This is a genomic window from Geodermatophilus sp. SYSU D00815 (assembly GCF_054050035.1).
In genome coordinates, this window is the sequence record NZ_JBJGYO010000002.1 from 92654 (window position 1) to 117421 (window position 24768).

Annotated in this window: 21 protein-coding genes; 7 read left to right on the forward strand and 14 right to left on the reverse strand. The window is 75.0% G+C overall.

All coding sequences use genetic code 11. The features are described from left to right. Nucleotides 1–21: 21 nt before the first annotated feature. From ACI78S_RS03065 to purB, 6 genes are all read right to left on the reverse strand, one after another. Complete coding sequence (locus ACI78S_RS03065; RefSeq protein WP_456970727.1) at nucleotides 22–441, reverse strand: sterol carrier family protein; 420 nt, start codon at nucleotides 439–441, stop codon at nucleotides 22–24. Next, nucleotides 441–2783 carry a phosphoribosylformylglycinamidine synthase subunit PurL gene (purL, locus tag ACI78S_RS03070; protein ID WP_456970728.1) on the reverse strand — a complete coding sequence of 781 codons (2343 nt, stop codon included), beginning with the start codon at nucleotides 2781–2783 and terminating at the stop codon, nucleotides 441–443. Before purL ends, ACI78S_RS03065 begins: the two co-directional genes overlap by 1 nt. Further along, nucleotides 2780–3451, reverse strand: coding sequence for a phosphoribosylformylglycinamidine synthase subunit PurQ (purQ, locus tag ACI78S_RS03075; RefSeq protein ID WP_456970729.1), 672 nt, complete (start codon nucleotides 3449–3451; stop codon nucleotides 2780–2782). The genes purL and purQ overlap by 4 nt, the downstream gene beginning before the upstream one ends. A 14-nt stretch (nucleotides 3452–3465) precedes the next feature. Further along, nucleotides 3466–4686: a phosphoribosylformylglycinamidine synthase subunit PurS gene (purS, locus tag ACI78S_RS03080; protein ID WP_456970730.1), complete on the reverse strand. Its 1221-nt coding sequence runs from the start codon at nucleotides 4684–4686 to the stop codon at nucleotides 3466–3468. A gap of 122 nt (nucleotides 4687–4808) precedes the next feature. Next, a complete protein-coding gene (locus ACI78S_RS03085) occupies nucleotides 4809–5672 on the reverse strand; it encodes a phosphoribosylaminoimidazolesuccinocarboxamide synthase (protein WP_456970731.1) in 864 nt (287 codons plus the stop codon). Then, nucleotides 5669–6976: an adenylosuccinate lyase gene (purB, locus tag ACI78S_RS03090; protein WP_456970732.1), complete on the reverse strand. Its 1308-nt coding sequence runs from the start codon at nucleotides 6974–6976 to the stop codon at nucleotides 5669–5671. The genes ACI78S_RS03085 and purB overlap by 4 nt, the downstream gene beginning before the upstream one ends. Before the next feature lie 104 nt (nucleotides 6977–7080). On the opposite strand from purB, the gene ACI78S_RS03095 reads away from it, so the two are divergent. Continuing rightward, a complete protein-coding gene (locus ACI78S_RS03095; protein WP_456970733.1) occupies nucleotides 7081–8490 on the forward strand; it encodes an AI-2E family transporter in 1410 nt (469 codons plus the stop codon). A 3-nt stretch (nucleotides 8491–8493) separates the two neighbouring features. Here the strand turns inward: ACI78S_RS03095 and ACI78S_RS03100 are convergent, their stop codons facing one another. Both ACI78S_RS03100 and ACI78S_RS03105 read right to left on the reverse strand, forming a co-directional pair. Then, nucleotides 8494–9762, reverse strand: a complete 1269-nt coding sequence (locus ACI78S_RS03100) for a dihydrolipoamide acetyltransferase family protein (RefSeq protein ID WP_456970734.1) — start codon at nucleotides 9760–9762, stop codon at nucleotides 8494–8496. 21 nt (nucleotides 9763–9783) lie between these two features. Beyond that, entirely contained in the window at nucleotides 9784–11961 is a 2178-nt protein-coding gene (locus tag ACI78S_RS03105) for an alpha-ketoacid dehydrogenase subunit alpha/beta (protein WP_456970735.1), read from the reverse strand. 124 nt (nucleotides 11962–12085) lie between these two features. On the opposite strand from ACI78S_RS03105, the gene ACI78S_RS03110 reads away from it, so the two are divergent. From ACI78S_RS03110 to ACI78S_RS03130, 5 genes are read left to right on the forward strand one after another with little or no spacing between them, the layout of a single operon-like run. Beyond that, nucleotides 12086–12586: a VOC family protein gene (locus ACI78S_RS03110; protein ID WP_456970736.1), complete on the forward strand. Its 501-nt coding sequence runs from the start codon at nucleotides 12086–12088 to the stop codon at nucleotides 12584–12586. Then, nucleotides 12583–13236 (forward strand): GntR family transcriptional regulator, encoded by a 654-nt coding sequence (locus tag ACI78S_RS03115; protein ID WP_456970737.1) that lies wholly within the window; start codon nucleotides 12583–12585, stop codon nucleotides 13234–13236. Before ACI78S_RS03110 ends, ACI78S_RS03115 begins: the two co-directional genes overlap by 4 nt. Next, nucleotides 13233–13697 (forward strand): (2Fe-2S)-binding protein, encoded by a 465-nt coding sequence (locus tag ACI78S_RS03120; protein WP_456970738.1) that lies wholly within the window; start codon nucleotides 13233–13235, stop codon nucleotides 13695–13697. The genes ACI78S_RS03115 and ACI78S_RS03120 overlap by 4 nt, the downstream gene beginning before the upstream one ends. Further along, on the forward strand, nucleotides 13694–15745 hold the full coding sequence (locus ACI78S_RS03125; protein ID WP_456970739.1) for a molybdopterin cofactor-binding domain-containing protein: 2052 nt from the start codon (nucleotides 13694–13696) through the stop codon (nucleotides 15743–15745). Before ACI78S_RS03120 ends, ACI78S_RS03125 begins: the two co-directional genes overlap by 4 nt. A 14-nt stretch (nucleotides 15746–15759) precedes the next feature. Beyond that, complete coding sequence (locus ACI78S_RS03130) at nucleotides 15760–16395, forward strand: carboxymuconolactone decarboxylase family protein (protein WP_456970740.1); 636 nt, start codon at nucleotides 15760–15762, stop codon at nucleotides 16393–16395. 178 nt (nucleotides 16396–16573) lie between these two features. Here the strand turns inward: ACI78S_RS03130 and ACI78S_RS03135 are convergent, their stop codons facing one another. The 4 genes from ACI78S_RS03135 to ACI78S_RS03150 are packed head-to-tail and all read right to left on the reverse strand — an operon-like array spanning nucleotide 16574 to nucleotide 21316. Then, nucleotides 16574–18034 carry an NAD-dependent succinate-semialdehyde dehydrogenase gene (locus ACI78S_RS03135; RefSeq protein WP_456970741.1) on the reverse strand — a complete coding sequence of 487 codons (1461 nt, stop codon included), beginning with the start codon at nucleotides 18032–18034 and terminating at the stop codon, nucleotides 16574–16576. A gap of 11 nt (nucleotides 18035–18045) precedes the next feature. After that, nucleotides 18046–19290, reverse strand: a complete 1245-nt coding sequence (locus ACI78S_RS03140) for a M24 family metallopeptidase (RefSeq protein WP_456970742.1) — start codon at nucleotides 19288–19290, stop codon at nucleotides 18046–18048. Further along, nucleotides 19287–20240 carry an NAD(P)-dependent oxidoreductase gene (locus ACI78S_RS03145; protein WP_456970743.1) on the reverse strand — a complete coding sequence of 318 codons (954 nt, stop codon included), beginning with the start codon at nucleotides 20238–20240 and terminating at the stop codon, nucleotides 19287–19289. Before ACI78S_RS03145 ends, ACI78S_RS03140 begins: the two co-directional genes overlap by 4 nt. Then, entirely contained in the window at nucleotides 20237–21316 is a 1080-nt protein-coding gene (locus tag ACI78S_RS03150; protein ID WP_456970744.1) for an alpha/beta hydrolase family protein, read from the reverse strand. The genes ACI78S_RS03145 and ACI78S_RS03150 overlap by 4 nt, the downstream gene beginning before the upstream one ends. 193 nt (nucleotides 21317–21509) lie before the next feature. Here ACI78S_RS03150 and ACI78S_RS03155 point away from each other — a divergent pair, with 193 nt between their 5' ends. Next, entirely contained in the window at nucleotides 21510–22412 is a 903-nt protein-coding gene (locus ACI78S_RS03155; protein WP_456970745.1) for an ABC transporter substrate-binding protein, read from the forward strand. Here the strand turns inward: ACI78S_RS03155 and purD are convergent. Continuing rightward, entirely contained in the window at nucleotides 22402–23670 is a 1269-nt protein-coding gene (gene purD, locus ACI78S_RS03160; RefSeq protein WP_456970746.1) for a phosphoribosylamine--glycine ligase, read from the reverse strand. The genes ACI78S_RS03155 and purD overlap by 11 nt on opposite strands. A 49-nt stretch (nucleotides 23671–23719) precedes the next feature. After that, nucleotides 23720–24763 carry a ribosome small subunit-dependent GTPase A gene (gene rsgA, locus ACI78S_RS03165; protein ID WP_456970747.1) on the reverse strand — a complete coding sequence of 348 codons (1044 nt, stop codon included), beginning with the start codon at nucleotides 24761–24763 and terminating at the stop codon, nucleotides 23720–23722. Nucleotides 24764–24768: the final 5 nt, after the last annotated feature.

The following is a 24768-nucleotide window of genomic DNA, read 5'->3' on the forward strand; positions in this document are numbered from 1 at the left end:
CGCGGCGGGGCCGGCGGCGGCTCAGCGCGACGGGGGGCGGCGCCTGGCCGCGGCGTCGCCGCGCAGCGGCGACAGGGGCAGCAGCGCGCTCAGGTCGGCGCGGTTGCCGCTGGCGCTGACCGTGCCGTCGGCGAGGGCGTCGGCCCACGTGGTGGCGCCCGTGGCCAGCCGCAGCCAGGTCGCGGCGTCGGTCTCGACGACGTTCGGCGGCGTGCCGCGGGTGTGCCGGGGGCCTTCGACGCACTGAACGGCGACGTGCGGCGGGACCCGCAGCTCCACCGACCGCCCCGGCACCTGCTGCGCCAGCCAGCGCGCGCTGGTCTTCACCGCGGCGCCCACGACCGCGCGCGGCGGCTGCTCGGCCTCGCCGGCCAGCCACGCGCGCACGGGCTCGACCGCGGCGGCCAGCTCCTCCGCCGGGATGGGCTTGCCGGCCGGCATCAGCTCGTGGGGACGGTGCCCGCCGGGATCGTGCCCACCGCGTCCTCCGGGGCGCCGAACAGCGCGGGCAGGGTCGCCGTCCACGCCGCCCGCAGCTCGGCCAGGGGCAGCGTCCCGACGCCGTCGACGGCCAGCGAGTCGCCGCCCGTCGTCCCCAGCTCGGTGACGCGCACGCCGGCCCAGTCGGCCGTCGTCTTCACCGCGCCGGGATCGGTCGTCGTGACGACCGCCCGGGCGCCCGACTCGCTGAACAGCGCGACGAACGGGTCGCCCGCCAGGCTCAGGGTCGCGCCGACCCCGTGGCGCAGCGCGGACTCGGCCAGCGCCTGGGCCAGGCCTCCGTCGGCGAGGTCGTGCGCCGAGGTGAGGTGCCCCTCCCGGGCCAGCGCGCCGAGCAGCTCGGCCAGCGCCTTCTCCGCCGCGAGGTCGACCGCCGGGGGCCGGCCGCCGAGGTGGCCGTGCACGACCGAGGCCCACGCCGAGCCGCCCAGCTCCTCGCGGGTCTCGCCGAGGAGCAGGACGGTCTCGCCGGCGTTCCGCCAGCCCGAGGCCACCCGGGTGCGGACGTCGTCGTGCACGCCCAGCACACCGATGACCGGCGTGGGGTTGATCGCGACGTCGCCGGTCTGGTTGTAGAGGCTGACGTTGCCGCCGGTCACGGGCAGGCCGAGCTCGCGGCAGGCATCGGCCAGGCCGCGCACCGCCTCGGCGAACTGCCACATCACCTCCGGCTCCTCGGGGGAGCCGAAGTTCAGGCAGTTGGTGACGGCCAGCGGCCGGGCGCCGCTCACCGCCACGTTGCGGTAGGCCTCGGCCAGGTTCAGCTGCGTCCCGGCGTACGGGTCGAGGCGGGCGAAGCGGGCGTTGCCGTCGAGGGCCAGCGCGATGCCGCGGTGGGTGCGCTCGTCGATGCGGACGACGCCGGCGTCCTCGGGCTGGGCGAGCACAGTGTTGCCGCGCACGTAGCGGTCGTACTGCTCGGTGACCCAGGTCTTGTCGGCGCCGTCCGGGCTGGCGACGACGGCGACCCAGTGCGCCTGCAGCTCCTCGGGGGTGCCGGGGCGCGGCAGCCGCGCCGGGTCGTCGGCCCGCAGGTCGTCCAGGTCGAGCGGGCGCTGCATCGGCCGGTCGTAGACCGGGCCCTCGTGCGCGACCGTGCGCGGCGGGACGTCGACGATCCGCTCGCCGTGCCAGTCGACGGTGAGCCGGTCGCCGTCGGTGACCTCACCGATGACGGTGGCCAGCACGTCCCACTTGCGGCAGACGGCGAGGAAGGCGTCGACCTTGCCGGGCTCGACGATCGCGCACATGCGCTCCTGCGACTCGCTCATCAGGATCTCGGCCGGGGTGAGCGTGGAGTCGCGCAGCGGGACGGCGTCGAGGTCGACGTGCATGCCCCCGGTGCCGGCGCTGGCCAGCTCGGAGGTGGCGCAGGACAGGCCGGCGCCGCCGAGGTCCTGGATGCCGGTGACGAGGTCCTGGGCGAAGATCTCCAGGCAGGCCTCGATGAGCAGCTTCTCGGTGAACGGGTCGCCCACCTGCACGCTGGGCCGCTTGGCCGGGCCCTCCTCGTCGAACGTCTCGCTGGCGAGCACCGACACCCCGCCGATGCCGTCGCCACCGGTGCGGGCGCCGAAGAGGATGACCTTGTTGCCGACGCCCTCGGCCTTGGCCAGGCGGACGTCCTCGTGCCTCATCACGCCGACGCACAGCGCGTTGACCAGCGGGTTGCCGGCGTAGCACTCGTCGAAGAGCAGCTCGCCGCCGATGTTGGGCAGGCCGAGGCAGTTGCCGTAGCCGCCGACGCCGGCGACGACGCCGGGCAGCACGCGGGCGGTGTCGGGGGCGTCGGCTCGGCCGACGCGCAGGGAGTCCATGACGGCGACCGGGCGGGCGCCCATGGTGAGGATGTCGCGCACGATGCCGCCCACGCCGGTGGCCGCGCCCTGGTAGGGCTCGACGTAGCTGGGGTGGTTGTGCGACTCGACCTTGAAGGTGACCGCGTAGCCGTCGCCGACGTCGACCACGCCGGCGTTCTCGCCGATGCCCACGAGCAGCGACTCGCTCGTGGGCAGGTCGCCGAAGCGGCGCAGGTGCACCTTGCTCGACTTGTAGGAGCAGTGCTCGCTCCACATGACCGAGTACATGGCCAGCTCGGCGGTGGTGGGCCGGCGGCCGAGGATGTCGCGGATGCGCAGGTACTCGTCGGACTTCAGGCCCAGCTCGCTGTAGGGCTGCTCCTCGTCCGGCGTCTTCGCGGCGAGCTCGACGGTGTCGAGCTGGTGCTGCAGCCGCCCCGGGCCGGTGTCGAGCTGCGAGAGCCCCTCGGTGGCGCTGCTCATGCGGAGACGACCGCCTTCAGGACGCTGGTGAAGAAGCCGAGGCCGTCGGTCGAGGGGCCGGTGAGCTCCTCGACGGCGTGCTCCGGGTGCGGCATGAGCCCGACGACGCGGCCGTTCTCGCTGGTCACCCCGGCGATGTCGCGCGAGCTGCCGTTGGGGTTGCCGTCGACGTAGCGGAAGACGACGCGGTTCTCGGCCTCCAGCCGGTCGAGGTCGCGGTCGGCCGCCACGTACCGCCCCTCGCCGTTCTTGACCGGGATGACGATGCGCTGGCCCGGCTCGTAGGCGCTGGTCCACGTGGTGTCGGCGCGTTCGACGCGCAGCACCTGGTCGCGGTTGCGGAAGTGCAGGTGGCTGTTGCGGGTGAGCGCGCCGGGCAGCAGGCCGGCCTCGCAGAGCACCTGGAAGCCGTTGCAGATGCCCAGCACGGGCAGGCCGCCGCCGGCGGCCGCGACGACGTCCTGCATCAGCGGCGAGCGGGCGGCGATGGCGCCGGCGCGCAGGTAGTCGCCGTAGGAGAAGCCGCCGGGGAGCACGACGGCGTCGACGTCCTTGAGGTCGTGGTCGGCGTGCCACAGGGCGACCGGCTCGCCGCCGGCCAGGCGCACCGCCCGTGCGGCGTCGACGTCGTCCAGGGAGCCCGGGAAGGTGATGATCCCGATGCGCACGAGCGTTCGTCCGTTCAGTCGGTCGGGAGGTGCAGTTCGACGTCCTCGATGACGGGGTTGGCCAGGAGGGTCTCGGCGATCTTGCGGATCTCGGCCTCGTCGGGCGTGCCCTCGACGTCGAGGACGAAGTGCTTGCCCTGCCGGACGCTGGTCACGCCGTCGTGGCCGAGCCGGCCCAGCGCTCCCAGCACCGCCTGACCCTGGGGGTCGGAGATCTCCGGCTTCAGGACGACGTCGACGACCACCCGCGGCACGGTTCCCGAGCGTACCTGGCCCTCCAGCGCGCCGACCGCCCCGGCGAGATCGGCGGTCTCGCACGGTTCGAGCCCTCGAAGCGTGCGAGAACGCCGGTCTCGGCGCGGGACGACCTGCGCGATCTCGCTCAGGACCTGCGCGGGCCGGCCGTACACGTCCGCTCCGCTGAACCGCAGGACGGTCCACCGCTCCACCACCAGCGAGTTCTGCCGCCGGAGATCCTGGACGAACACCCGCCGTTCCCGGTGCACGTCGCCGTCGAACTCGACCAGCACCCGGGCCTCGGGCCAGGCGAGGTCGCCACGACCGAGGAACCGGCCGGAGGTGTCACGCATCTCGTACTGCACGACGGGCGGCGGGAACCCCGCGTCGTGGATCAGCCACCGCAGGACCGACTCCATGGGCGACTCCGCCCGGGGGTCCCCCAGCGGCAGGACGGTTCTCGCCGTGCCGATCCGCGCCCGGCGGGCCGGCGGTCGAGCTGCTCCTGCAGCTCTGCGGTGGTGCAGCCCTGCGCGAGGGAGCTGATCGGTCACGGCGAGCAGCGGTCCGGGCCGGAGGACGCCGGCGAGATCACGCCAGGTGCGCGCGGCGGTCGTCGACGGCACGGTCCGCCGGCGGGTCACCTCGTCGGGGAGGAGGTCGGCGCGGTACACCCGCCGATCGGCACGGCTCTCGGCGCGCGAGACCAGGGGCACCGTCACGTCCACCCGGCGGTCGGCCGGGTCCTGCACCGGGATCTCGACGCCCCGGAGGAACGCCGCGCTGCGATGGCTCGCGACGGCTCCCGGCGGCGCGGTGAGCAGGACGGCCGCGAGCCTGCCCAGCGGCTCCGCCGCCAGTGCTCTCGGCAGGCAGGTGTCGCGGGACAGCCGGGCCACCGCGGGGTGCTGCAGCTGGCGGTCGTTCAGCCCCGCCTCGAGCGCCTGAGCACGCGTGCTGGGACCTGTCAGCCGAGAGCGGGGGCGCCTGCCGGGCACCCGCGCAGCCTGGCGCCGGAGCAGCGTCCCGCGTAGGCGTCGTCCACAACTGCCGGCGAGATCGGCGGTGTCGCACGCTTTGAGCGCTCAAAGCGTGCGAGAGCGCCGATGTCGCCGCGCAACTACTCGAAGCGGCGGCCGGTCAGGCGCTCGTAGGCGGTGACGTAGCGGTCGCGGGTGGCGGCGACGACGTCGTCGGGCAGCGGCGGCGGCGGGGAGACCCGGTCCCAGCCGGACTCGTGGGTCAGCCAGTCGCGGACGAACTGCTTGTCGTACGACGGCTGCGCCGAGCCCGGGGACCAGGTGTCGGCCGGCCAGAAGCGCGACGAGTCGGGGGTGAGGACCTCGTCGGCGAGCACCAGCTCGTCCCCGTCCAGCCCGAACTCGAACTTGGTGTCGGCCAGGATGATGCCGGCGGCCTCGGCGATCTCCGCGGCCCGCGCGTACAGCGCCAGGGTGAGCGCCTTGAGCTCGTCGGCCCGCGCCGCGCCGACCAGCTCGGACACCCGCGAGAAGTCGATCGCCTCGTCGTGCTCGCCGACCTCGGCCTTGGTGGACGGCGTGAACACCGGCGACGGCAGCCGCGAGCCCTCGACCAGGCCGGGCGGCAGGACGACGTCGCGGATGGAGCCGGTGCGCTCGTACTCCTTGGTGCCGGAGCCGGAGAGGTAGCCGCGGGCCACGCACTCGACCGGCAGCATGTCCAGCCGCCGCACCAGCATCGCGCGGCCCGCGACCGAGGCGGGCACGTCGGTGGCCGAGACCAGGTGGTGCGAGGCGCCGAACTCGTCGAGCTCGCGGGTGAGCTGGTCGAACCACCACACCGACAGCTGGGTGAGCACCTTGCCCTTGTCGGGGATGGGCGTGGGCAGCACGTGGTCGTAGGCCGAGATGCGGTCGGAGGCGACGAGGAGCAGGCGGCCGTGGCCGGCGTCGTAGATCTCCCGCACCTTGCCGCGGGCGACGAGGGGCAGGTCGACGCTCACGACAGCCGCGCCACCCGCTCGAACAGCGGGTCGAGGTTCTGCACGTACCGCTCCGGACGGCAGATCTCGTCGAGCCGGGCCTCGTCGAGCTCCACGCCCGACGCCTTGGCCCGGGCGCGCAGGGTCTCCCGGAACGGCGTGCCGGTGTTCCACGTCTCCATCGCCGCCGACTGCACCAGCGCGTAGGCGTCCTCGCGGGACAGCCCGCCCTCGACCACCTCGAGCAGCACCGAGGAGGTGTAGATCAGCCCGCCGGTGGACTCCAGGTTGGCCCGCATCCGGTCGGCGTCGACGACCAGGTTCTCCACCAGCCCGGTCGTGAGGTGCAGCAGGTAGTCGGTGGTGATCGCGGCGTCGGGCAGGAACACCCGCTCGGTCGAGGAGTGCGAGATGTCCCGCTCGTGCCACAGCGGGATGCCCTCCATCACCGGCACGACCGCCGCCCGCACCACCCGCGCCAGCCCGGCGATGCGCTCGGAGCGGATCGGGTTCTTCTTGTGCGGCATGGCGCTCGAGCCCTTCTGGCCCGCGCCGAACGCCTCGGACAGCTCGCGCACCTCGGTCCGCTGGCCGTGCCGCACCTCGAGCGCCACCGTCTCGCAGACGGTCGCGATGATCGCCAGCGCGGCCACCCACTCGCTGATCGAGTCGCGCAGCACCACCTGGGTGGAGGCGTCGGCCGGCCGCAGCCCCAGCGCCTCGGCGACGGCGACCTCCACCGAGGGGTCGATGAGCGAGTAGGTGCCGACGGCGCCGGAGATCGCCACGACGCCGACCCGCTCGCGCGCCGCCCGCAGCCGGTCGCGGGAGCGCGCCGCGGCGAACGCGAGGTCGGCCACCCGGTGGCCCCACACGTCGGGCTCGGCGTGCACGCCGTGGGTGCGCCCGACCTTGATCGTGTTCCGGTGGGCCAGCGCGTGGTCGCGCAGCGCCGCCACCAGCCGGTCGGCCCTGGCCAGCAGCAGGTCGGTCGCCTCGGTCAGCTGCACCGCCAGCGCGGTGTCGAGCAGGTCGGACGACGTCATGCCGTGGTGCACGTAGGCGGCGGCCGAGCGCGGCGAGGTGTTGTCCGCCCACGCCGTGAGGAAGGCGATGACGTCGTGCTGCGTCGTCTCCTCGATCTCCGCCACCCGCTCGGGCGTCGGCGGCGGGGCGTCGCGCACCGGTTCGACGACGTCGGCGGGCACCCGGCCGGCCGCCGCGTGCGCCTCCAGCACCAGGGTCTCCACCCGGCACCACAGCTCGTACTTGTGCTGGTCGCTCCAGACCCGCCCCATGTCGGGGAGCGTGTACCTGTCGATCATGCGGGTACCGCCTCGGCCCGGTCAGCTCGTCGCACCACGGGACCATCCTCCCGCAGGGCTACCGTGATCATGGACGACCCCCGAGAACAGGGCGGAGGTGCGAGGTGCTCCGACGGGCGAACGCCGTGGTGGCCCGGGCACGCGAGCGCATCCGCGCCGCCGCCGAGCACGATCCGCACGCCTGGCCCGAGCGCGACGACGACCGGGCCATCCTCGTGCACGACGACGAGCCCGACCCGCCCGAGCCCGCGGCCGAGGGCAACGGCGCGAGCCGCCCCCCGCTGGGCAGCCCCGAGCCCGGCGCGCCCGACCTCGACGGCGGCATCCAGCCCGGCGGGGTCAGCGGCCCGCCCGCCGGCGGCCGCCCGCACCGCCCCGGCGAGCGCACCGCCCGGCTGCTGCGCGAGCGCACCGCCCCGGAGGCGGCGGTCCCGGCCGGCCTGCGGACGGCGGCCGCCTGGTCGTGGCGGCTGATCGTCGTCATCGCCGGGGTCTACGCGCTGCTCTACGCGATGGCGACGATCGCCGTCGTCGTCGTCCCGGTGATCGTGGCGCTGCTGCTCTCCGCCCTGCTGCAGCCGGGAGCGGCCGGGCTGGTCAAGCGCGGCTGGCCGCGCTCCCTGGCCGCGCTGGCGATGCTGCTGGTCGGCCTCGGCGTGGTGGCCGGGATCATCACCCTGGTGGTCGAGCGGTTCACCGCCGGCTTCTCCGACCTCGCCGAGCAGGTCAGCGAGGGCATCGGCCAGGTGCAGGACTTCATCGTCCGCACCTTCCCGATCACCCGCGGGCAGCTCGAGGACGCCGTCTCCACGCTGCAGGACACGCTGGTGTCCAACCAGGACACGATCACCAGCGGCGCGATCACCACCGCCGCCACCGTCGGCGAGGTCTTCACCGGCATCGTCCTCGCGCTGTTCACGCTGTTCTTCTTCCTCAAGGACGGCCGGTCCATCTGGCTGTGGCTGGTCGGCCTCACCCCGCGCGACTCGCGCGCGTACCTCGACGAGGCCGCCCGCCGGGCCTGGCGGACGCTGATCTCCTACGTCCGCGCCACCGTCGCCGTCGCCCTGGTCGACGCCGTCGGCATCGGCGTCGGGCTGGCGATCCTCGGGGTGCCGCTGGTGATCCCGCTGGCCGCGCTGGTCTTCCTGGGCGCCTTCATCCCGATCATCGGCTCGTTCCTCGCCGGCTCGGTCGCCGTGCTGGTGGCGCTGGTGTCGGAGGGCCCGATCAAGGCGCTGATCGCGCTGGCCATCGTCATCGCGGTGATGCAGCTCGAGGGGCACGTCCTGCAGCCGCTGCTGCTCGGCCGCGCGGTGCGGGTGCACCCGCTCGCCGTCGTCCTGGCCATCGCCGCCGGCCTGCTGGTGGGCGGCATCTTCGGCGCCCTGATCGCCGTCCCCGCGGTGGCCTGCGCCAACGTGGCCGGCACGTACCTGTCGCGCCGGCACGACGGGCCGCGCCCGCCGGAGCCGCGCCCCGAGCGGGCGCGGCCGGCGGTCACCGCGAGGTAGCCCTCAGACCAGGAGCCGCAGCGGCTGCTCCACCGCGGCGGTGAAGGCCGCCGTCCACTCCGCGGCCAGCGCGCCGTCGATCACCCGGTGGTCGGCCGACAGCGTCACCTTCACCACGGTGGCGACCGCCAGCGCGCCGTCCACCACCACCGGTTCCTGCCGGGCGGCCCCGACGGCGAGGATCGCCGACTGCGGCGGGTTGATGATCGCCGCGAACTCCTCGGTGCCGAACATGCCGAGGTTGGTGATCGTCAGCGCGCCGCCCTCGAGCTCGTCCTGCCGCAGCCGCCCGGCGCGGGCGCGCTCGACCAGGTCGCGGGTCGCCGCCGCCACCTCGCCGACCCCGAGCCGGTCCACGCCCCGCACCACGGGGGTGACCAGGCCGGTCTCCGTGGCCACGGCGACCGCCACGTCGACCGCGGTGAACCGCCGGGTCGCCTCGGGCGTCCAGATCACGTTCATCCCGGGGACGGCGGTGTGCGCGCGGGCCGCGGCCTTGACCAGCAGGTCGGTGACCGACACCTGCACGCCGGCGTCGGCCAGGCCGGAGCGCAGCCGCAGCAGCTCGTCGGCGCGCAGCGTGGCGCGCACCGTGAAGTGCGGGATCGTCTGCTTGCTCTCGGTGAGCCGCCGGGCGATGGCCCGCCGCATGGGGGTGTGCGGCACGTCGGTCCAGGCCGCGGGCTGCTCGACGGGCGCCCCGACCGGGGCCGGGGTCGAGACCGGAGCCGCCGGGGCCCGGGACCTGCGCGCCGCCTCGACGTCCCGCCGGACGATCCGCCCGCCCGGCCCGGTGCCGACGATCGACTCCAGGGGCACCCCGGCCTCGCGGGCCAGCCGGCGGGCCAGCGGGCTGGAGAAGATCCGCCCGTGCCCGTTCCCGGCGGGCGCGGCGGCCGGCGGCACCGACTCGGCGACCGCCAGCAGCGGCTCGGGCACGGCCGGGGACGGCGGCGACTCCTGCTTGCCGCCCTCGGGGTCCGGGGGCGAGTCCGGCAGCCCGCCGACGCCCAGCGAGGCGAGCAGGGCGCCGAGGTCGTCGACCCGCTCGCCGGGGTCGCCGAGGACGGCGATCGGCGCCCCGACCTCGACCGTGCTGCCGGGCGCCACCAGCAGCTTGAGCACCCTGCCGGGCTGTTCGGCCTCGACGTCGACGACCGCCTTCTCGGTCTCCACCGTGGCGACGACGTCGTCGGCGCCGAACTCGGCGTCCTCGGCCAGCGACCAGCCGGCGAGGACCGCCTCGGTGGCGTTGGCCGCCACCTCGGGCATGCGCATCAACCGGGCCACGGCTCAGGCCCCCGTCATCTCGGTGAGCTTCGCGGTGACCTCGGCCGCCTGCGCGATCGCGGCGCGCTCGAGGACCTTGCTGATGCTGGGGGACGCCTCGCCGCCGGTGACCCGCTGCACGGGGGAGTCCAGCCAGTCGAAGAAGCGACGCTGGATCTCGTCGGCCAGCCACCCGCCGTACGACGTCCCGACCGCGCCCTGCTCGGCGATGAGCACGTTGCCCGTCTTGCGGATGCTGGCGCCGATCGTCTCCCAGTCGATGCTGGCCCGGTCCAGCCAGCGCAGGTCGACCACGTCGACGTCGAAGCCGCCGCCGTCCACCGCCTCGAGCACGTAGCGGGTCATCGCCAGGTAGGTGAGGACCGTGACCTGCGCGCCGGTCCGCCGGACCGCGGCCCGGCCGATCGGCAGGCAGTAGTCGAGGTCGTCGGCCGGCCCGGGCCCGGTGGAGTTGTAGAGGTCGACGTGCTCGAGGACGACGACGGGGTCCTCGCAGCGCAGCGCCGCGTTCATCAGCCCGACGTAGTCGAACGGCGTGGTCGGGGCGACGATCCGCCAGCCCGGGTTGGTGGCGAAGACCCCGGCCGGGTCCATCGAGTGCTGCGAGCCGTAGCCGGTGCCCATCGCCACCTTGCTGCGCAGCACGAACGGCACCGGCCCCGTGCCGCCGAACATGTGCCGCGCCTTGCCGATCTGGTTGAACAGCTGGTCGGCGGCGACCCACATGAAGTCGGCGTACATGAACTCGACGACGGGGCGGAACCGTCCGTCGACGGCGATGCCGCCGCCGAGGCCGGCGAAGGCGTTCTCGCTGATCGGGGTGCCCAGGACGCGGTCGGGGAAGCGCTCCTTCAGGCCCCGGGTGGCGCCGTTGGTGCCGCCGTTGAGGCGGTGCACGTCCTCCCCCATGACCACGACCCGCTCGTCGGTCTCCATGCGCCGGTTCATCACCGCGGCGACCGCCTCGATGAACTTCTGCTCGCGCACCTCGACGGCGGGGTCGCCGGCGTCGGCGAACCGGGCGCCCGCGAACTCCGCGAGGTCCCCGCGGACGCCGACGTCGACGAACGACGGGTCGGGCCACTCGGCGGCGCGGATCCGCCGCGCGCCCGGCTTGCCGTCGGGGTCGGGCTCGAACAGCACCTCGCCGATCCCGGCCATCGCCTCCCTCGCGGCCGCGACGGCGGCCTCGTGGTCGGCCGGTGCCGCGAGGCCCAGGCGGACGAGGTGGCGGGCGACCTGGTCGATCGGGTCGCGGGCCCGCCACTCCCGCTCCTCCTCCTTGGTGCGGTAGCCGAAGGCGCTGCCCGGGAAGCCGCCGTTCTGGTGGAAGTAGCGGTAGCAGTCGGCCTCGACGAGGGTCGGCCCGCGGCCGGCCCGCATGTGCGCGACGGCCTCCTGCATGGCCAGGTGGACGGCGAGCGGGTCCATGCCGTCGACCTTCCAGCTGGCGATGCCGAACCCGGGCCCGCGGCCGGACAGCCGCGGCTCGCAGGTCGCCTCGAAGACGGTGGTGGAGACCGCGTACCGGTTGTTCTCGACGAAGAAGCACACCGGCAGGTGCCAGGCGGCGGCGAGGTTGAGCGTCTCGAGGGTGGATCCGATGTTGACCGCGCCGTCGCCGAAGTAGGTCACCGAGACCGCGTCGGTGCCGGCCTGCCGGTCGGCCCAGGCGAAGCCCGCCGCCTGGGGCACGCCGCCGCCGACGATGGCGTTGGTGCCCATCGCGCCGGCGTCCTTCCACTGCAGGTGCATCGACCCGCCGCGGCCGTGGCTCCACCCGCGGTCGAGGCCGCAGATCTCGGCCAGGGTGCGCAGCAGCACCTCGCGGACGTCGTCGTCGAGCCCGGCCGTCAGGTCGATCCCCTTCGGCGCGACGTGGTGCAGCGCCTTGGCCAGGAACTGGTGGTGGCCGCGGTGCGAGCCGTTCACCTGGTCGGCGCTGGTGAGGGCGAGCACCGAGCCGACGGCGCCGCCCTCCTGCCCGATGCTGGAGTGCGCCGGCCCGTGGATCAGCCCGCCGCCGGCCAGCTCGAGCACGTACTCCTCGAACACCCGGATCAGCACCAGCTGGGCGTGCATCGCGCGCAGCAGCTCGGGGTCGGCCGCGTCCCAGTCCTCGTCGGTGGCGACGAGCTCGACCCAGGGGGCGGACGGCTCGAGGCGGCGGTGGAGCGGCATGCGCGTCTCCTCTCGCGGACCCTTCATTGGATCCGACTGCGAGTTCGTTGCGCGGGATGCTAGTGCTTCGGATCACATTCGCCTAGAGTCTGGATCCAACCTGCGGACATCGAGGGAGATGCGCATGGCGTTGCCGGGGCTCACGGGGGTCGACCACATCGGCTTCACCGTGCCCGACCTGGAGCAGGCCCGGGCCTTCCTCGTCGACGTCCTGGGCTGCGAGTACCTCTACTCGCTCGGCCCCTTCGTGCACGAGGACGACGACTGGATGGCCGAGCACCTGAACGTGCACCCCCGGGCGCGCATGCGGAACTGCTTCTTCCGCTGCGGCGGGCAGGCGATCTTCGAGGTGTTCGAGTACGAGGCGCCCGACCAGGCCCCCCGGCCACCGCGCAACAGCGACGTCGGCGGCCACCACGTCGCGCTCTACGTCGACGACCTCGACGCCGCCGTCGCCCACCTGCGGGCGCACGGCGTGCGCGTGCTGGGCGGGCCGACGGCGAGCACCGGCGCCCACGAGGGCCAGCGGTGGGTCTACTTCCTGGCGCCCTGGGGGATGCAGTTCGAGCTGGTCAGCTACCCCGAGGGCAAGGCCTGGTCCCGCACCCCGGAGAGGTTCCGGTGACCTCGGTGCAGGACGCCGCGAGCGCGCGGGTCGCCGACCACCTGCGGCAGGCGATCCTGCGCGGGGAGATCCGGCCGGGCGAGTGGATCCGGCAGGAGGAGGTGGCCGAGCGGCTCGGCTCCAGCCGGCTGCCGGTCCGCGAGGCGCTGCGGATCCTCGAGGCCGAGGGGCTCACCGAGCACGAGCGGCACCGCGGCGCCCGGGTGCCGAGCCTGTCGATGCACGAGGTCGACGTCGTCTACCGGATGCGCGAGCAGCTCGAGCAGCTGGCGATCGCCGAGAGCATCCCGAACCTCACCGACGCGCAGGTCCGCCACCTGCAGCAGGTGCAGGAGCAGATCGAGGCCGACGGCGACCTCGCCGGCTTCCTCGAGCTCGACCGCGAGTTCCACCTCTCCAGCTACGCCGGCTGCCGGATCGAGCAGCTCACCTCGACGGTGACCCGGCTGTGGAACTCCACCGCCCACTACCGGCGCGAGTTCGTCCAGCTGTCCGGTCCCGGCCGCAAGTGGGTGATCAACGCCGAGCACCGGCTGCTGCTCGACGCGATCGAGCGCCGCGACGTCGTCGACGCCGAGCGCTGCCTGGCGGGGCACATCCGCCGCACGCGGATCGAGCTCGGCCGGCACCCGGAGGTGTTCGCCCGGTGAAGGAGACCTACGCGCTGCGGGTCAACGGCCGCTCCCGCTCGGTGGACGCCGAGCCGAGCACCCCGCTGCTCACCGTGCTGCGCAACGACCTGGGGCTGATGGGCACGCGGTTCGGCTGCGGGCTGGGGTTGTGCGGGGCCTGCTTCGTCCGCCTGGACGGCGCCGTCGTGCCCGCCTGCGACACCCCGGTGGCGGCCGCGGCCGGGCACGAGGTGGTCACCGTCGAGGGGCTGGGCGGCGACGACGCGCTGCACCCGGTCCAGCAGGCGCTGCTCGACCGGCAGGCGGCCCAGTGCGGCTTCTGCATCTCCGGCATCGCGGTGCGCGCGGCCGCCCTGCTGGAGGAGGTGCCCTCCCCCGACGCGGCCACCGTCGCCGCGGCGCTGGACCGCAACCTGTGCCGGTGCGGCGCGCACCGGCGGATCGTGGAGGCCGTCGTCCGAGCCGGGGGCGCGTCGTGACGGCGACCTCCGACACCGGCCCCCGGGTCGACGCGGCGCCGTCCGCTCCCCCGCAGCTGCCCAAGGACGTCGCGGCCAACCCGCGGCTGTCGTCGTGGGTGCGGGTGCGGCCCGACGGCGTCGTCGAGCTGCGGGTCGGCAAGGTGGAGTTCGGCCAGGGGATCGTGACCGCGCTGGCCCAGGTGGCCGCCGAGGAGCTCGGCCTGCCGCTGGAGCGGGTGCGCATGCTGCCGGCCGCCACCTTCGGCCCGGACGAGGGGCTGACCGCCGGCAGCATGTCGGTGATCGAGGCGGTCCCGGCGGTCCGGCTGGTCTGCGCGCACGTGCGCGCGCTGCACGCGGGGGCGCCCTACGGCAGCGTGCCGGTCGACCTCGACGTCGACGCCGACCCCTCGGCGCCGCTGCGCGACCCGGCGACCTACCGGCTGGTCGGCACCAGCGCGGCCCGGCTCGACCTGCCCGACAAGGTCGCCGGCCGGCCGCGGTACATCGCCGACGTGCGCCTGCCGGGGCAGCTGTTCGGCCGGGTGGTGCGGCCGCCGTCGCCCGGCGCGCGGCTGGTGGAGGTGGCCGAGGGGGCGGTGGGCGACGGGCTGACCGTCGTCCGCGACGGCTCCTTCCTGGGCGTCGTGGGCGCCGACGAGGCGGCGGTGGCGGTCGCCGTCGAGCGGCTGCGGGCGGCCGCGACCTGGGAGGAGCACGACACCCTGCCCGAGGAGCGCGACCTGGACGCGTTCCTCCGGGGGTCGCCGGCCGAGACCGTGGCCGTCGCGGACGAGCCCGTCGCGACCGCCACGCACACCGCCCGCTACAGCAGGCCGTTCCTCGCGCACGGCTCGATCGCGCCCAGCTGCGGCCTCGCCCGCTGGGACGACGACGGCCGGCTGCACGTGTGGAGCTCCAGCCAGGGCGTGCACCGGCTGCGCGACGCGCTGGCCGCCGCGCTGGTCCTCGACCGCGACCTCGTCACCGTCGAGCACGTGGAGAACGCCGGCTGCTACGGCCACAACGGCGCCGACGACGCCGCGTTCGACGCCGTCCTCCTGGCCCGGGCCGCTCGGGGGTGCCCGGTCCAGGTGCAGTGGAGCCGGCGCGACGAGCTGGCCTGGGCGCCGTTCGGCTCGGCGATGACCGCGCAGGTGTCGGCGTCGCTCGGGCCGGACGGCCGGATCGCCTCGTGGAGCTACGACGTGTGGTCGCAGGGCCACACCGCCCGGCCCGGCTACGCCGGCGTCCCGGGGCTGCTCGCCGGCCGTCACCTGGCGCGGCCGCTGCCCGCGCCGCCGGCCGCCGACCCGCCGCTGGCCACCGGCGGCGGGTCGCTGCGCAACGCCGTCCCGCTCTACGAAGTGGGTGCCCGGCGGGTGCACGGGCACCGGCTGCTCGAGAACCCGGTCCGCTCCTCGGCGCTGCGGGCGCTGGGCGCGCACCTGAACGTGTTCGCGATCGAGTCGTTCGTCGACGAGCTGGCCGAGCTGGCCGGCGCCGACCCGCTGGAGTTCCGGCTGCGCCACCTCGCCGACGACCGGGCACGGGCGGTGCTCACCACGGCGGCGGAGGCGGCCGGCTGGGGGACGCCCGTGCCGGAGGGCGTCGGCCGGGGGGTGGCCGTGGCGCGCTACAAGGGCCGCGCGGCGTACTGCGCCGTCGTCGCCGAGGTGGAGGCCGTGAGCGACGTCCGGGTGCGGCGGCTGACGATCGCCGTCGACGTCGGCCGGGTGGTCAACCCCGACGGCGTCCGCAACCAGATCGAGGGCGGCGCGGTGCAGGCCACCAGCTGGACGCTCAAGGAGCGCGTCCGCTTCGACCGCCGCCGGGTGACCAGCGACGACTGGGAGAGCTACCCGATCCTGCGCTTCTCCGAGGTGCCCGAGGTCGAGGTGCGCCTGCTCGACTCCGGCGAGCCCTCGGTGGGCGCCGGCGAGGCCGCGCAGGGCCCCACCGCGGGCGCGATCGGCAACGCGCTGGCCGCCGCCGTCGGCGTCCGCGTGCGCGACCTCCCCCTGACCCCCGAGGCGGTCACCGCCGCCATCGCCGCAGCCGACTGACGAAGGAGCCCGCCATGCCCCGCCCGCACATCAGCTACGTGCCGCTGGAGTCGATGAACGAGGCGATGCAGGAGGAGATGCACCGCTGCGCCCGCGAGGGCACGCCCCGGCCGGAGAGCTCGGCGGTGCGCGCGCACGTCCCGGAGGCGTTCTGGGCGTTCGCCGACTCGTGGAAGGCGCTGTTCCACGCCGGCGTCTGCGACCACGCGATCAAGGAGCTGTGCCGCGTCTACATCTCGCGCACGGTGACGTGCGAGTTCTGCGGCAACCAGCGCTCGATCAAGGCCTCCAGGGCCGGTCTCGAGGAGATGCAGTACGACGAGCTGCTCAACTTCGAGAAGTCGGAGCGGTACGACGAGCGGCAGAAGGCGGCGCTGTCCTACGCCGAGGCGATCGCGTGGGGCATGCCGGCCGACGAGGAGGGCTTCTGGGCGCGGCTGCACGCCCACTTCTCCGAGCCCGAGCTGGTCGAGCTGGGCTGTTTCATCGCGCTCACGTTCGGCCAGCAGAGCTGGATCCGCCTGCTCGGCATCGACCACCACCAGTACATGGCCGGCACCGACGCCTCGCTGGCGCCCGGCTTCCGCACCGCCGAGGAGCTCGCCGAGACCAAGGCCCGCCCCGACTACTGGGCCGCCCCCCGCTCCTGACGGTCGCGGGCGACGATCAGGTGACCTGGTCCGAGGAGGTCCTCCCCCACGCTGCGACGTGAGGGAGGAGCCACGGCGGTGCGGGAGGACGACGGCGTCCCCTCGCCGTGCGGTCGCCACCCGTGCCGCACACCGCGCGGGTGGCGACCACACCGCGCGGGTCAGGCGCGCGGCGGCGTCACCACTGGACGGCGATGTACTTGCTCTCCAGGTAGTCGAGCAGGCCGTGGTGGCCGCCCTCGCGGCCGATGCCGCTCTGCTTCACCCCGCCGAACGGCGCCGCGGGGTCGCTGACCAGCCCCCGGTTGAGCCCGACCATGCCCGCCTCCAGCGCCTCGCTCACCCGCAGGCCGCGGCCCACGTCGCGGGTGTAGACGTAGGAGACCAGGCCGTACTCGGTGTCGTTGGCCATCCGGACGGCCTCGGCCTCCTCGTCGAAGGCGACGACCGGCGCGACCGGGCCGAAGATCTCCTCGCCCAGGATCGCCGAGCCCGGCCGGACGCCGGTGAGCACCGTGGGCTCGTAGTAGTAGCCCTCCCGGTCGGGACGGCGGCCCCCGACGACGGCGGTCGCGCCCTCGGCCACCGCGCCCCGCACCAGCTCGTCGACCTTGGCGGCGGTGTCGTCGTTGACCAGCGGGCCGAGCTGGGTGCCCTCGTCCAGCCCCGGCCCCATGGCGAGGGCGGCCATGCGCGAGGCGAGCCGCCGGCCGAACTCCTCGGCCACCGGGCGCTCCACGTAGAAGCGGTTGGCCGCGGTGCACGCCTCGCCGCCGTTGCGCATCTTGGCCACCATGGCCCCGTCGACGGCGGCGTCGAGGTCGGCGTCGGCGAAGACCAGGAACGGCGCGTTGCCGCCCAGCTCCATGGAGCAGTTGATGACCTGGTCGGCCGCCTCGTGCAGCAGCACCCGCCCCACCTCGGTGCTGCCGGTGAACGACAGCTTGCGCACGCGCGGGTCGTGCAGCATCGCCGAGACCACCGCGCCCGAGCGCCGGGCGGGCAGCACGTTGACCACGCCCGGGGGCACCCCGGCGTCCTCGAGGATCCGCGCCATCGCCAGCGCCGTCAGCGGGGTGTCGCTGGCCGGCTTGAGCACCACCGTGCAGCCGGCGGCCAGCGCCGGGCCGATCTTGCGGGTGGCCATGGCCGCGGGGAAGTTCCAGGGCGTCACCAGCACGCAGATCCCGACCGGCTGCTGCACCACGAGGATCTTGTTCGCGCCCGACGGCGCCGTCTGCACCGCGCCGGTGGCGCGCACCGCCTCCTCGGCGTACCAGCGGAAGAACTCCGCGGCGTAGGCGACCTCCCCGCGGGCGTCGGCCAGCGCCTTGCCGTTCTCCAGCGTGACCAGCCGGGCGAGCGGCTCCTTCTGCGCCGTCATCAGCTCGAACGCGCGGCGCAGCACCTCCGCCCGCTCCCGCGGCGGGGTCGCCGCCCACGACGCCGCCGCGGCCTCGGCCGCGTCGACCGCCGCGATCGCGTCCGCGACCGTGCCGTTCGCGACGGAGGTGAGCACCTGCCCGGTCGCCGGGTCGAGGACGTCGAAGCGGCCGCCGTCCGAGGCCGGCACCGGCTTGCCGCCGATCCAGAGCTCGGTGAGCAGGTGGTCGAACTCGCCGAGCGCGTCGAGGCTCATGGCCGGCCCTCTCAGTAGGGGTTGGTGACGACGAGGTCCTGGGACGGGAAGAGCGTGAGGATCTGCGGCCCGTCGGGGGTGACGACGACCTCCTCCTCCAGCCGGGCGGCGGAGAAGCCGTCGCCGGCCGGGCAGTAGGTCTCCAGCGCGAACACCATGCCGACCTGCAGCTCGATCGGTTCCTTCATGCTGTTGAGCCGGGAGATGATCGGCCGCTCGTGCAGGCCGAGCCCGAGGCCGTGGGCGAACTGCAGCCCGAACGCCTCCATCTCGCTGCCGAAGCCGAACTCCTCGGCCTTCGGCAGGAGTGCGGCGACCTCGTCGGTGCCCACGCCGGCCTTGATGCCGGCCAACCCGCGGTCCATCCACTCGCGGGCCTGCTTGTAGGCGTCCCGCTGCGCCGGGGTGGCGCTGCCGACGCTGAAGGTCCTGTAGTAGCAGGTCCGGTAGCCGTTGAACGAGTGGATGATGTCGAAGAACGCCTGGTCGCCGGGGCGGATCAGCCGGTCGGTGAAGTTGTGCGGGTGCGGGTTGCAGCGCTCGCCGGAGATGGCGTTGATCGCCTCGACCTGGTCGGACCCCATCTCGTAGAGGCGCTTGTTGGCGTGCGCGACGACCTGGTTCTCCCGCACCCCGGGCTTGAGCATCTCCACGATGTCCTGGTAGACGCCGTCCACCATGGCCGCCGCCTGGTTGAGCAGCATGATCTCGTCGGGTGACTTGATCACCCGGGCGTCGAGCATGAGCTGCTGGGCGTCGACCACCCGCAGGCCCTGCCGCTCCATCTCGAACAGGAACGGCGGCTCGACGATGTCGACACCCACGGGCAGGTCGGCCACACCCGCCTCGACCAGCAGCGACTTGATCTCGGCCACCGCCTCGGCCATGAGGCCGACCGTCGGGGCGACGGCTCCGCGGAAACCGAGGAAGCCGGCCCGGTAGTTCCCGGTCGGGACCCACTGCGAGTACTGCTGGTGGTGCTTGACGGCCGAGCCGAAGTCCCACAGCACGGGGTCCTTGCCGCGGGCCAGCAGGGCGTACCGGATCATCTTGTCGCCGAGGGCGCCACCGATCCAGGTCGAGGTCGTGTAGCGGATGTTGTAGAAGTCGAAGAGCAGGAAGGCGCCGCACTCGCTGGCCTCCAGGGAGGCCTTCGCCCGACCGAGCCGGTAGTCGCGCAGCCGGCCGAAGTCGACCCGCTGCTCGTAGTCGACCCCCATGTGGCCGGGGGCCGGCATCGGCCGCGCGGCGGTCACCGCCCCGCCCCGCCCAGGCCGTCGTCCACCGGCACGTCCTCCGGCATCAGCTCCAGGCCGGAGCTGCGCGCCTGCAGGTCGAGCAGGATCGCGAAGTCCTCGGTGACCCGGCCGCTGCTCACGCTGGCCTGCACCGCCTGCGCGGTCGCCGCGGCGACCGGCATCGGGACGTCGAGGTCGTGCGCGGCGGCCAGACCCAGGTCGAAGTCCTTGCGCAGCAGGACGGGCGTGAACGTCGGCGTGTAGTCCAGGTGCACGAACGCCGGCGACTTGTACCGGGTGAACACCGACCCCATGACGCTGTTGTTCAGGAACTCGAGGAAGGCCGCGCGGGAGACGCCCCCCTTCTCGGCGAGCACGGTGATCTCGGCCATGCACTGGGTGACCACGCCCAGCATCAGGTTGTGGCAGATCTTCACCAGCCGGGCGACGTCGCCCTCGCCGACGTAGGTGACGTGCCGCCCGATGTGCTCGAGCAGCGGGCGGACCTGCTGGAACGTCTCCTCGGGGCCGGAGGCGACCAGGCTGAGCTTGCCGGCCGTGACCACCTTGCCGTTGCCGCTGACCGGGCAGGCCAGGAAGGCCACGCCGCGCTCCTCGGCCGCGGCCCGCATCGCCTCCGACGCCGCCTGGTCGACCGTCGAGCAGTCGACGACGATCCGCGGCACGTCGTCGGGGTCGGCCAGCAGCCCGCCCTCGCCGAGCAGGACCTGCTCGAGGTCCTTGGAGGTGGAGACCATGACGAAGACGGCGTCCGCGCCGCGCAGCTCGGCGATCCGGTCGGCGACGACGCAGCCGACCTCGGCCAGCGGCTCGGCCTTGGCCCTCGTCCGGTTCCAGACGGTGACCTTGACGCCGGCCTTGGCCAGCCGGGTGGCCATCGCGGCCCCCATCCGGCCGGCGCCGATCCAGCCGACCGACTCCGGGGTGGGGACGCTGCTGTCGTTCACTGGGTGCTCCTCGTGGTTGCGGCGAGCCGGGCGGCGAGCCAGTCGGCGGTGTACGGGCGGTGCCAGGGCGCGAGGTTGGCGCAGCCGTGGTTGCCGTCCTCGAGCATCAGCAGCTCCACCTCGCCGCCCGCGGTCTCGCGCAGGCGCTCGGCGTGCTGCCAGGGGATGAGCCGGTCCTTGCGGCCGAACACGATCAGCAGCGGGGCGGTGATCTTCTCCGCGAGGCCCTCGAGCGAGAGGGTGTGCGCGATCCGCCGCGCCTCGTCGTCGGTGCCGGCGCGCGAGCGCACCCGGAACGTCTCGCGGGTCAGCTCGGGCAGCTGCGGCCAGCAGTCGCCGAAGTCGTAGGGGCCGGCGAGCGCGACGCAGGCGCGCACCCGGTCGCCGAGCGCCGCCGCGACCCGCGGTGCGTAGTAGCCGCCGAGGCTGACACCCCACACGGCGACCCGGCCGGCGTCGACCTCCGGCAGCCCCTCCACCGCGGCCAGCAGCGCCTCGCCCACGGCCGACCAGTCGCCGCGGATCGGCAGGTCGTACTCGGCCTCCCCCTGGCCCGGCCCGTCGACGCTGAGGGTCGCCATGCCGCGGTCGAGGAACGTCTCCTCGGTGGAGCGCAGCTCCTCCTTGGTGGAGTCCAGCCCGGGCAGCAGGACGACGACGGGGTGCGGCCCGCCGGCGCCGGGCGTGCGGAGGACGCCGACCAGCCGCGTGCCCTCGAAGGGGATCTCGACCCGTCGTCCGGGGCGCTGCAGGTGCGGCAGCGCGGCGGTCAGGCACGCGACGGCGCGCTCGTGCGCCGCGCGCATCTGCGCGAGGTCCTCGACGAAGACGAACTTGCCGAAGTGGAAGTACACCGCCGCCTGCGCCAGGTGCTGGCCGGCCGAGAGCGTGCGGCCCTCGTCGAGCGCCCGGCGGCCCAGCGCCTCGTGCTCGGCGCCCTTGGCCGACCACGCCGCGCACCAGTCGGCCCAGCGCTCGACCCGGCGCGTGACCTCCTCGAAGTCGGAGACGGTCACCCCGTTGGTCGTGAAGCGAGGGCCCCAGTGCGCGATCGCCGACGCCACCCGCTCGTCCACCCGGGCCTCCGGAATGCAATCGATTGTGACCGACGACTGGAGGGTGCTATCGGGGGGTCTGCCTTGTCAAGAACCCGTCGCCGCCGCCCTCCGGCGCGCGACGGCCCCGCCCGTCGCGGCCCACTGGTGCAATCGACTGCACGTCGGCATACTCGCTGGTCCCGCCCGGACCCAGCAGGAGGACGCCAGCAGGATGTCTGCCTCCCGACTCGCCGTGGGCGCCTTCAGCCCGTCGGTGCTGCTCTCGCTGGCCCGCCGCACCGGCCGGCTGGCCGAGGCCGGGCTGGCGGCGGAGGAGGTGCCGGTCGCCTCCTCACCGGGCCAGTTCCGGTCGCTGCTCGCCGGCGAGCTCGACGTCGCGCTCACCAGTCCCGACAACGTGCTGGCCTACCGGTTCAGCCCGGGCAACCCCCTGGGCGGGCTGCTCGACGTCCGCATCGTCAGCGGGGTCGACCGCGGCCTGGGCCTGGCGCTGTACGCCCGCCCCGGGCTGACCGACCTCCGCGGCGCGCGGGTGGGCGTCGACGTCCCGACGTCGGGCTTCGCGCTGGCGATGTACGCGCTGGCGGAGTCGCTGGGGGTGGCCCGCGAGGAGCTGGAGCTGGTGGCCCTCGGGTCCACGCCGCGTCGGCTGTCGGCCCTGCTCGCCGGCGGGTGCGACGCCACCATGCTCAACGCCGGCAACGAGCTGATCGCCGAGGACCGGGGCTGCGTGCGCCTGGCCGGGGTCGCCGACGTGTGCGGTCCGTACCTCGGCACCGTCCTCGCCGTGGCGGGGGACGCGCTCATGGAGCCGGCGCGGGCGCTGGCGGAGGCGCTCGCCCGCACCGCCGGCGAGGTCCTCGCCGGGGAGCTCGACGACGTCGCCGCGGAGGAGGCCGCGGAGCGGCTGGGGCTCTCCCCCGAGCTCGCGCGCCGCTACGCCGCCCGGCTGCGCAGCCCCGCCGAGGGGCTCGTGGCGGGGGGCGAGGTGGACGCCGCCGCGCTGGCCACCGTGGCCGGGCTGCGGCGGCGCTTCCTGCCCGAGGTGGTGGACGGCGCCGACGTCCTGGACCGGCCGCTCGACGCGTCGTCGGGCCTGCTGGCTACGCGCTGACCCGGCCCTCGACGGCGGCCAGCGCGATGTCGGTGCGCCAGTGCGCGCCGGCCAGCCGGACGCCGGCCACCCGCTCGTAGGCCAGCCGGCGGGCGGCGGCGAGGTCGGCGCCCACGGCGGTGACCGCCAGCACCCGGCCGCCGGCCGAGACCACGGTGCCGTCGGCGGCGAGCGCGGTGCCGGCGTGCAGCACGCCCTCGCCGTCGGCGCCGCTCACCGGGTCGCCGGTGCGCGGCCGCTCGGGGTAGCCGGCCGCGGCGACGACGACGGTGACGGCCGCGCCGTCGCGCCAGCGCAGCGGCGGGTGGTCGGCCAGCGTGCCGGTGGCCGCGGCGTGCAGCAGCCCGGCCAGCGGGGTCTCGAGCAGCGGCAGCACGACCTGGGTCTCGGGATCGCCGAAGCGGGCGTTGAACTCGACCACCCGGACGCCGCGGGAGGTCAGCGCGAGCCCGGCGTAGAGCAGGCCGCTGAACGGCTCGCCGCGGCGGCGCATCTCGTCGACGGTCGGCTGCAGCACGGTGGCCAGCACCTCGTCGACCAGGCCGGGCGGCGCCCACGGCAGCGGCGCGTAGGCGCCCATGCCGCCGGTGTTGGGCCCGCCGTCGCCGTCGTCGCGGCGCTTGAAGTCCTGCGCGGGCACCAGGGGCAGCACCGTCGTCCCGTCGGTGACGGCGAACAGCGAGACCTCCGGGCCGTCGAGGTACTCCTCGATCAGCACCGCGTGCCCGCCGTCGAGCACCGCCCGCCCGTGCGCCAGGGCGGCGGCGCGGTCGGGGGTGACCAGCACGCCCTTGCCGGCGGCCAGGCCGTCGTCCTTGACGACGTAGGGCGTGCCCGGGGAGACGGCGGCGACCTCGTCGAGCGCGGTCTCCAGCTCGGCCGGGCCGCCGACCGGCCACGAGCGCGCGGTGGGCACGCCGGCCGCGGCCATCACGTGCTTGGCGAAGGACTTGCTGCCCTCGAGCTGCGCGGCCTGCTCCGACGGGCCGAAGCAGGCGATCCCGGCGTCGCGGACGGCGTCGGCGGCCCCGGCCACGAGCGGCACCTCGGGGCCGACGACGACCAGGTCGGCGCCCCACTCGCGGGCGACGGCCGCGACCGAGTCGGGGTCGGCGGCGGTCGCGCCCAGCGGCTCGGCGACCGCGCGGGTGCCGGCGTTGCCGGGTGCGCAGGCCAGGGCCTCGACCGCCGGGTCGGAGGACAGAGCCACGCACAGGGCGTGCTCCCGGGCGCCGGAGCCGATCACGAGCACGCGCACGGGCGCCGAATCTACCGAGCAGGCGCGGGGGCGGCGGGGCGGGTGGGGGTCACCGCACCCGGTTGGGCTGGTCGCGCAGCGAGCGGAAGAAGGCGCGGGTGCGGGCCTTCTCCTCCGCCCGGGCCCGGGCGTCGACCCGCAGCAGCTGCCGGTGCGCCTCGCGCTGCAGCTTGCGCCAGGCCACCAGGCGGGCCGGGTCGAGGGTGCCGTCGTCGATCGCGGCGGCGACGGCGCAGCCCGGCTCGGTGCGGTGCTCGCAGTCGCGGAACCGGCAGCGGGTCGCGAGCTCGGCGATGTCGGCGTAGGCGGTGTCGATGCCGTCGGCGTCGTCGTAGAGCGCCAGCTCCCGCATGCCCGGGGTGTCCACCAGCAGGCCCCCGCCGGGCAGCAGGTGCAGCTCGCGCGCGGTGGTGGTGTGCCGGCCGCGCCCGTCGCTCTCCCGGATCTCCCGGGTCTCGGCCACCGCCCGGCCGGCCAGGGCGTTGGCCAGGCTCGACTTGCCGACGCCGGAGGGGCCGACCATGGCCGCCGTCCGGCCCGGGCCCACCAGCGCGCCGACGGCGTCCAGGCCCTCCCCGGTGACCGAGCTGACCGCCAGCACCTCGACGCCGAGGGCGTCCTCGGCCACCTCCGCGACCGCGGCGGGGACGTCGTCGCACAGGTCGGCCTTGGTGAGGACGACGACCGGCGTGGCCCCGCTGCTCCACGCCACGGCGAGGTAGCGCTCCACCCGCCGCAGCCGGGTCTCGCCGGCCAGCGCGTCGACGACGAGCACCACGTCGAGGTTGGTGGCGACCACCTGGGCCGCCGACGTCCTCCCGGCGACCGTGCGGGTGAACGCCGACCGGCGCGGCAGCACCGCGACCGCCAGCTCGCCGCGCAGCGCCACCCAGTCGCCCACCGCCGGCGAGCCCAGCCCGCTCTCGTCGTGCAGCGCGGCGGCCGGGTGCACCCGCCGCTCGCCGTCGGCGGTGAGCACGGTGAGCCGCCCGCGGTCGACCCGCGCGACCCGGGCCGGTGCGGTCCCCTCGGGGAGCTGCGCCGCGCGATCGGGGGTCCACCCGAGGGCTGAGAGTTCGGTCACGGCGGGCATGGTGC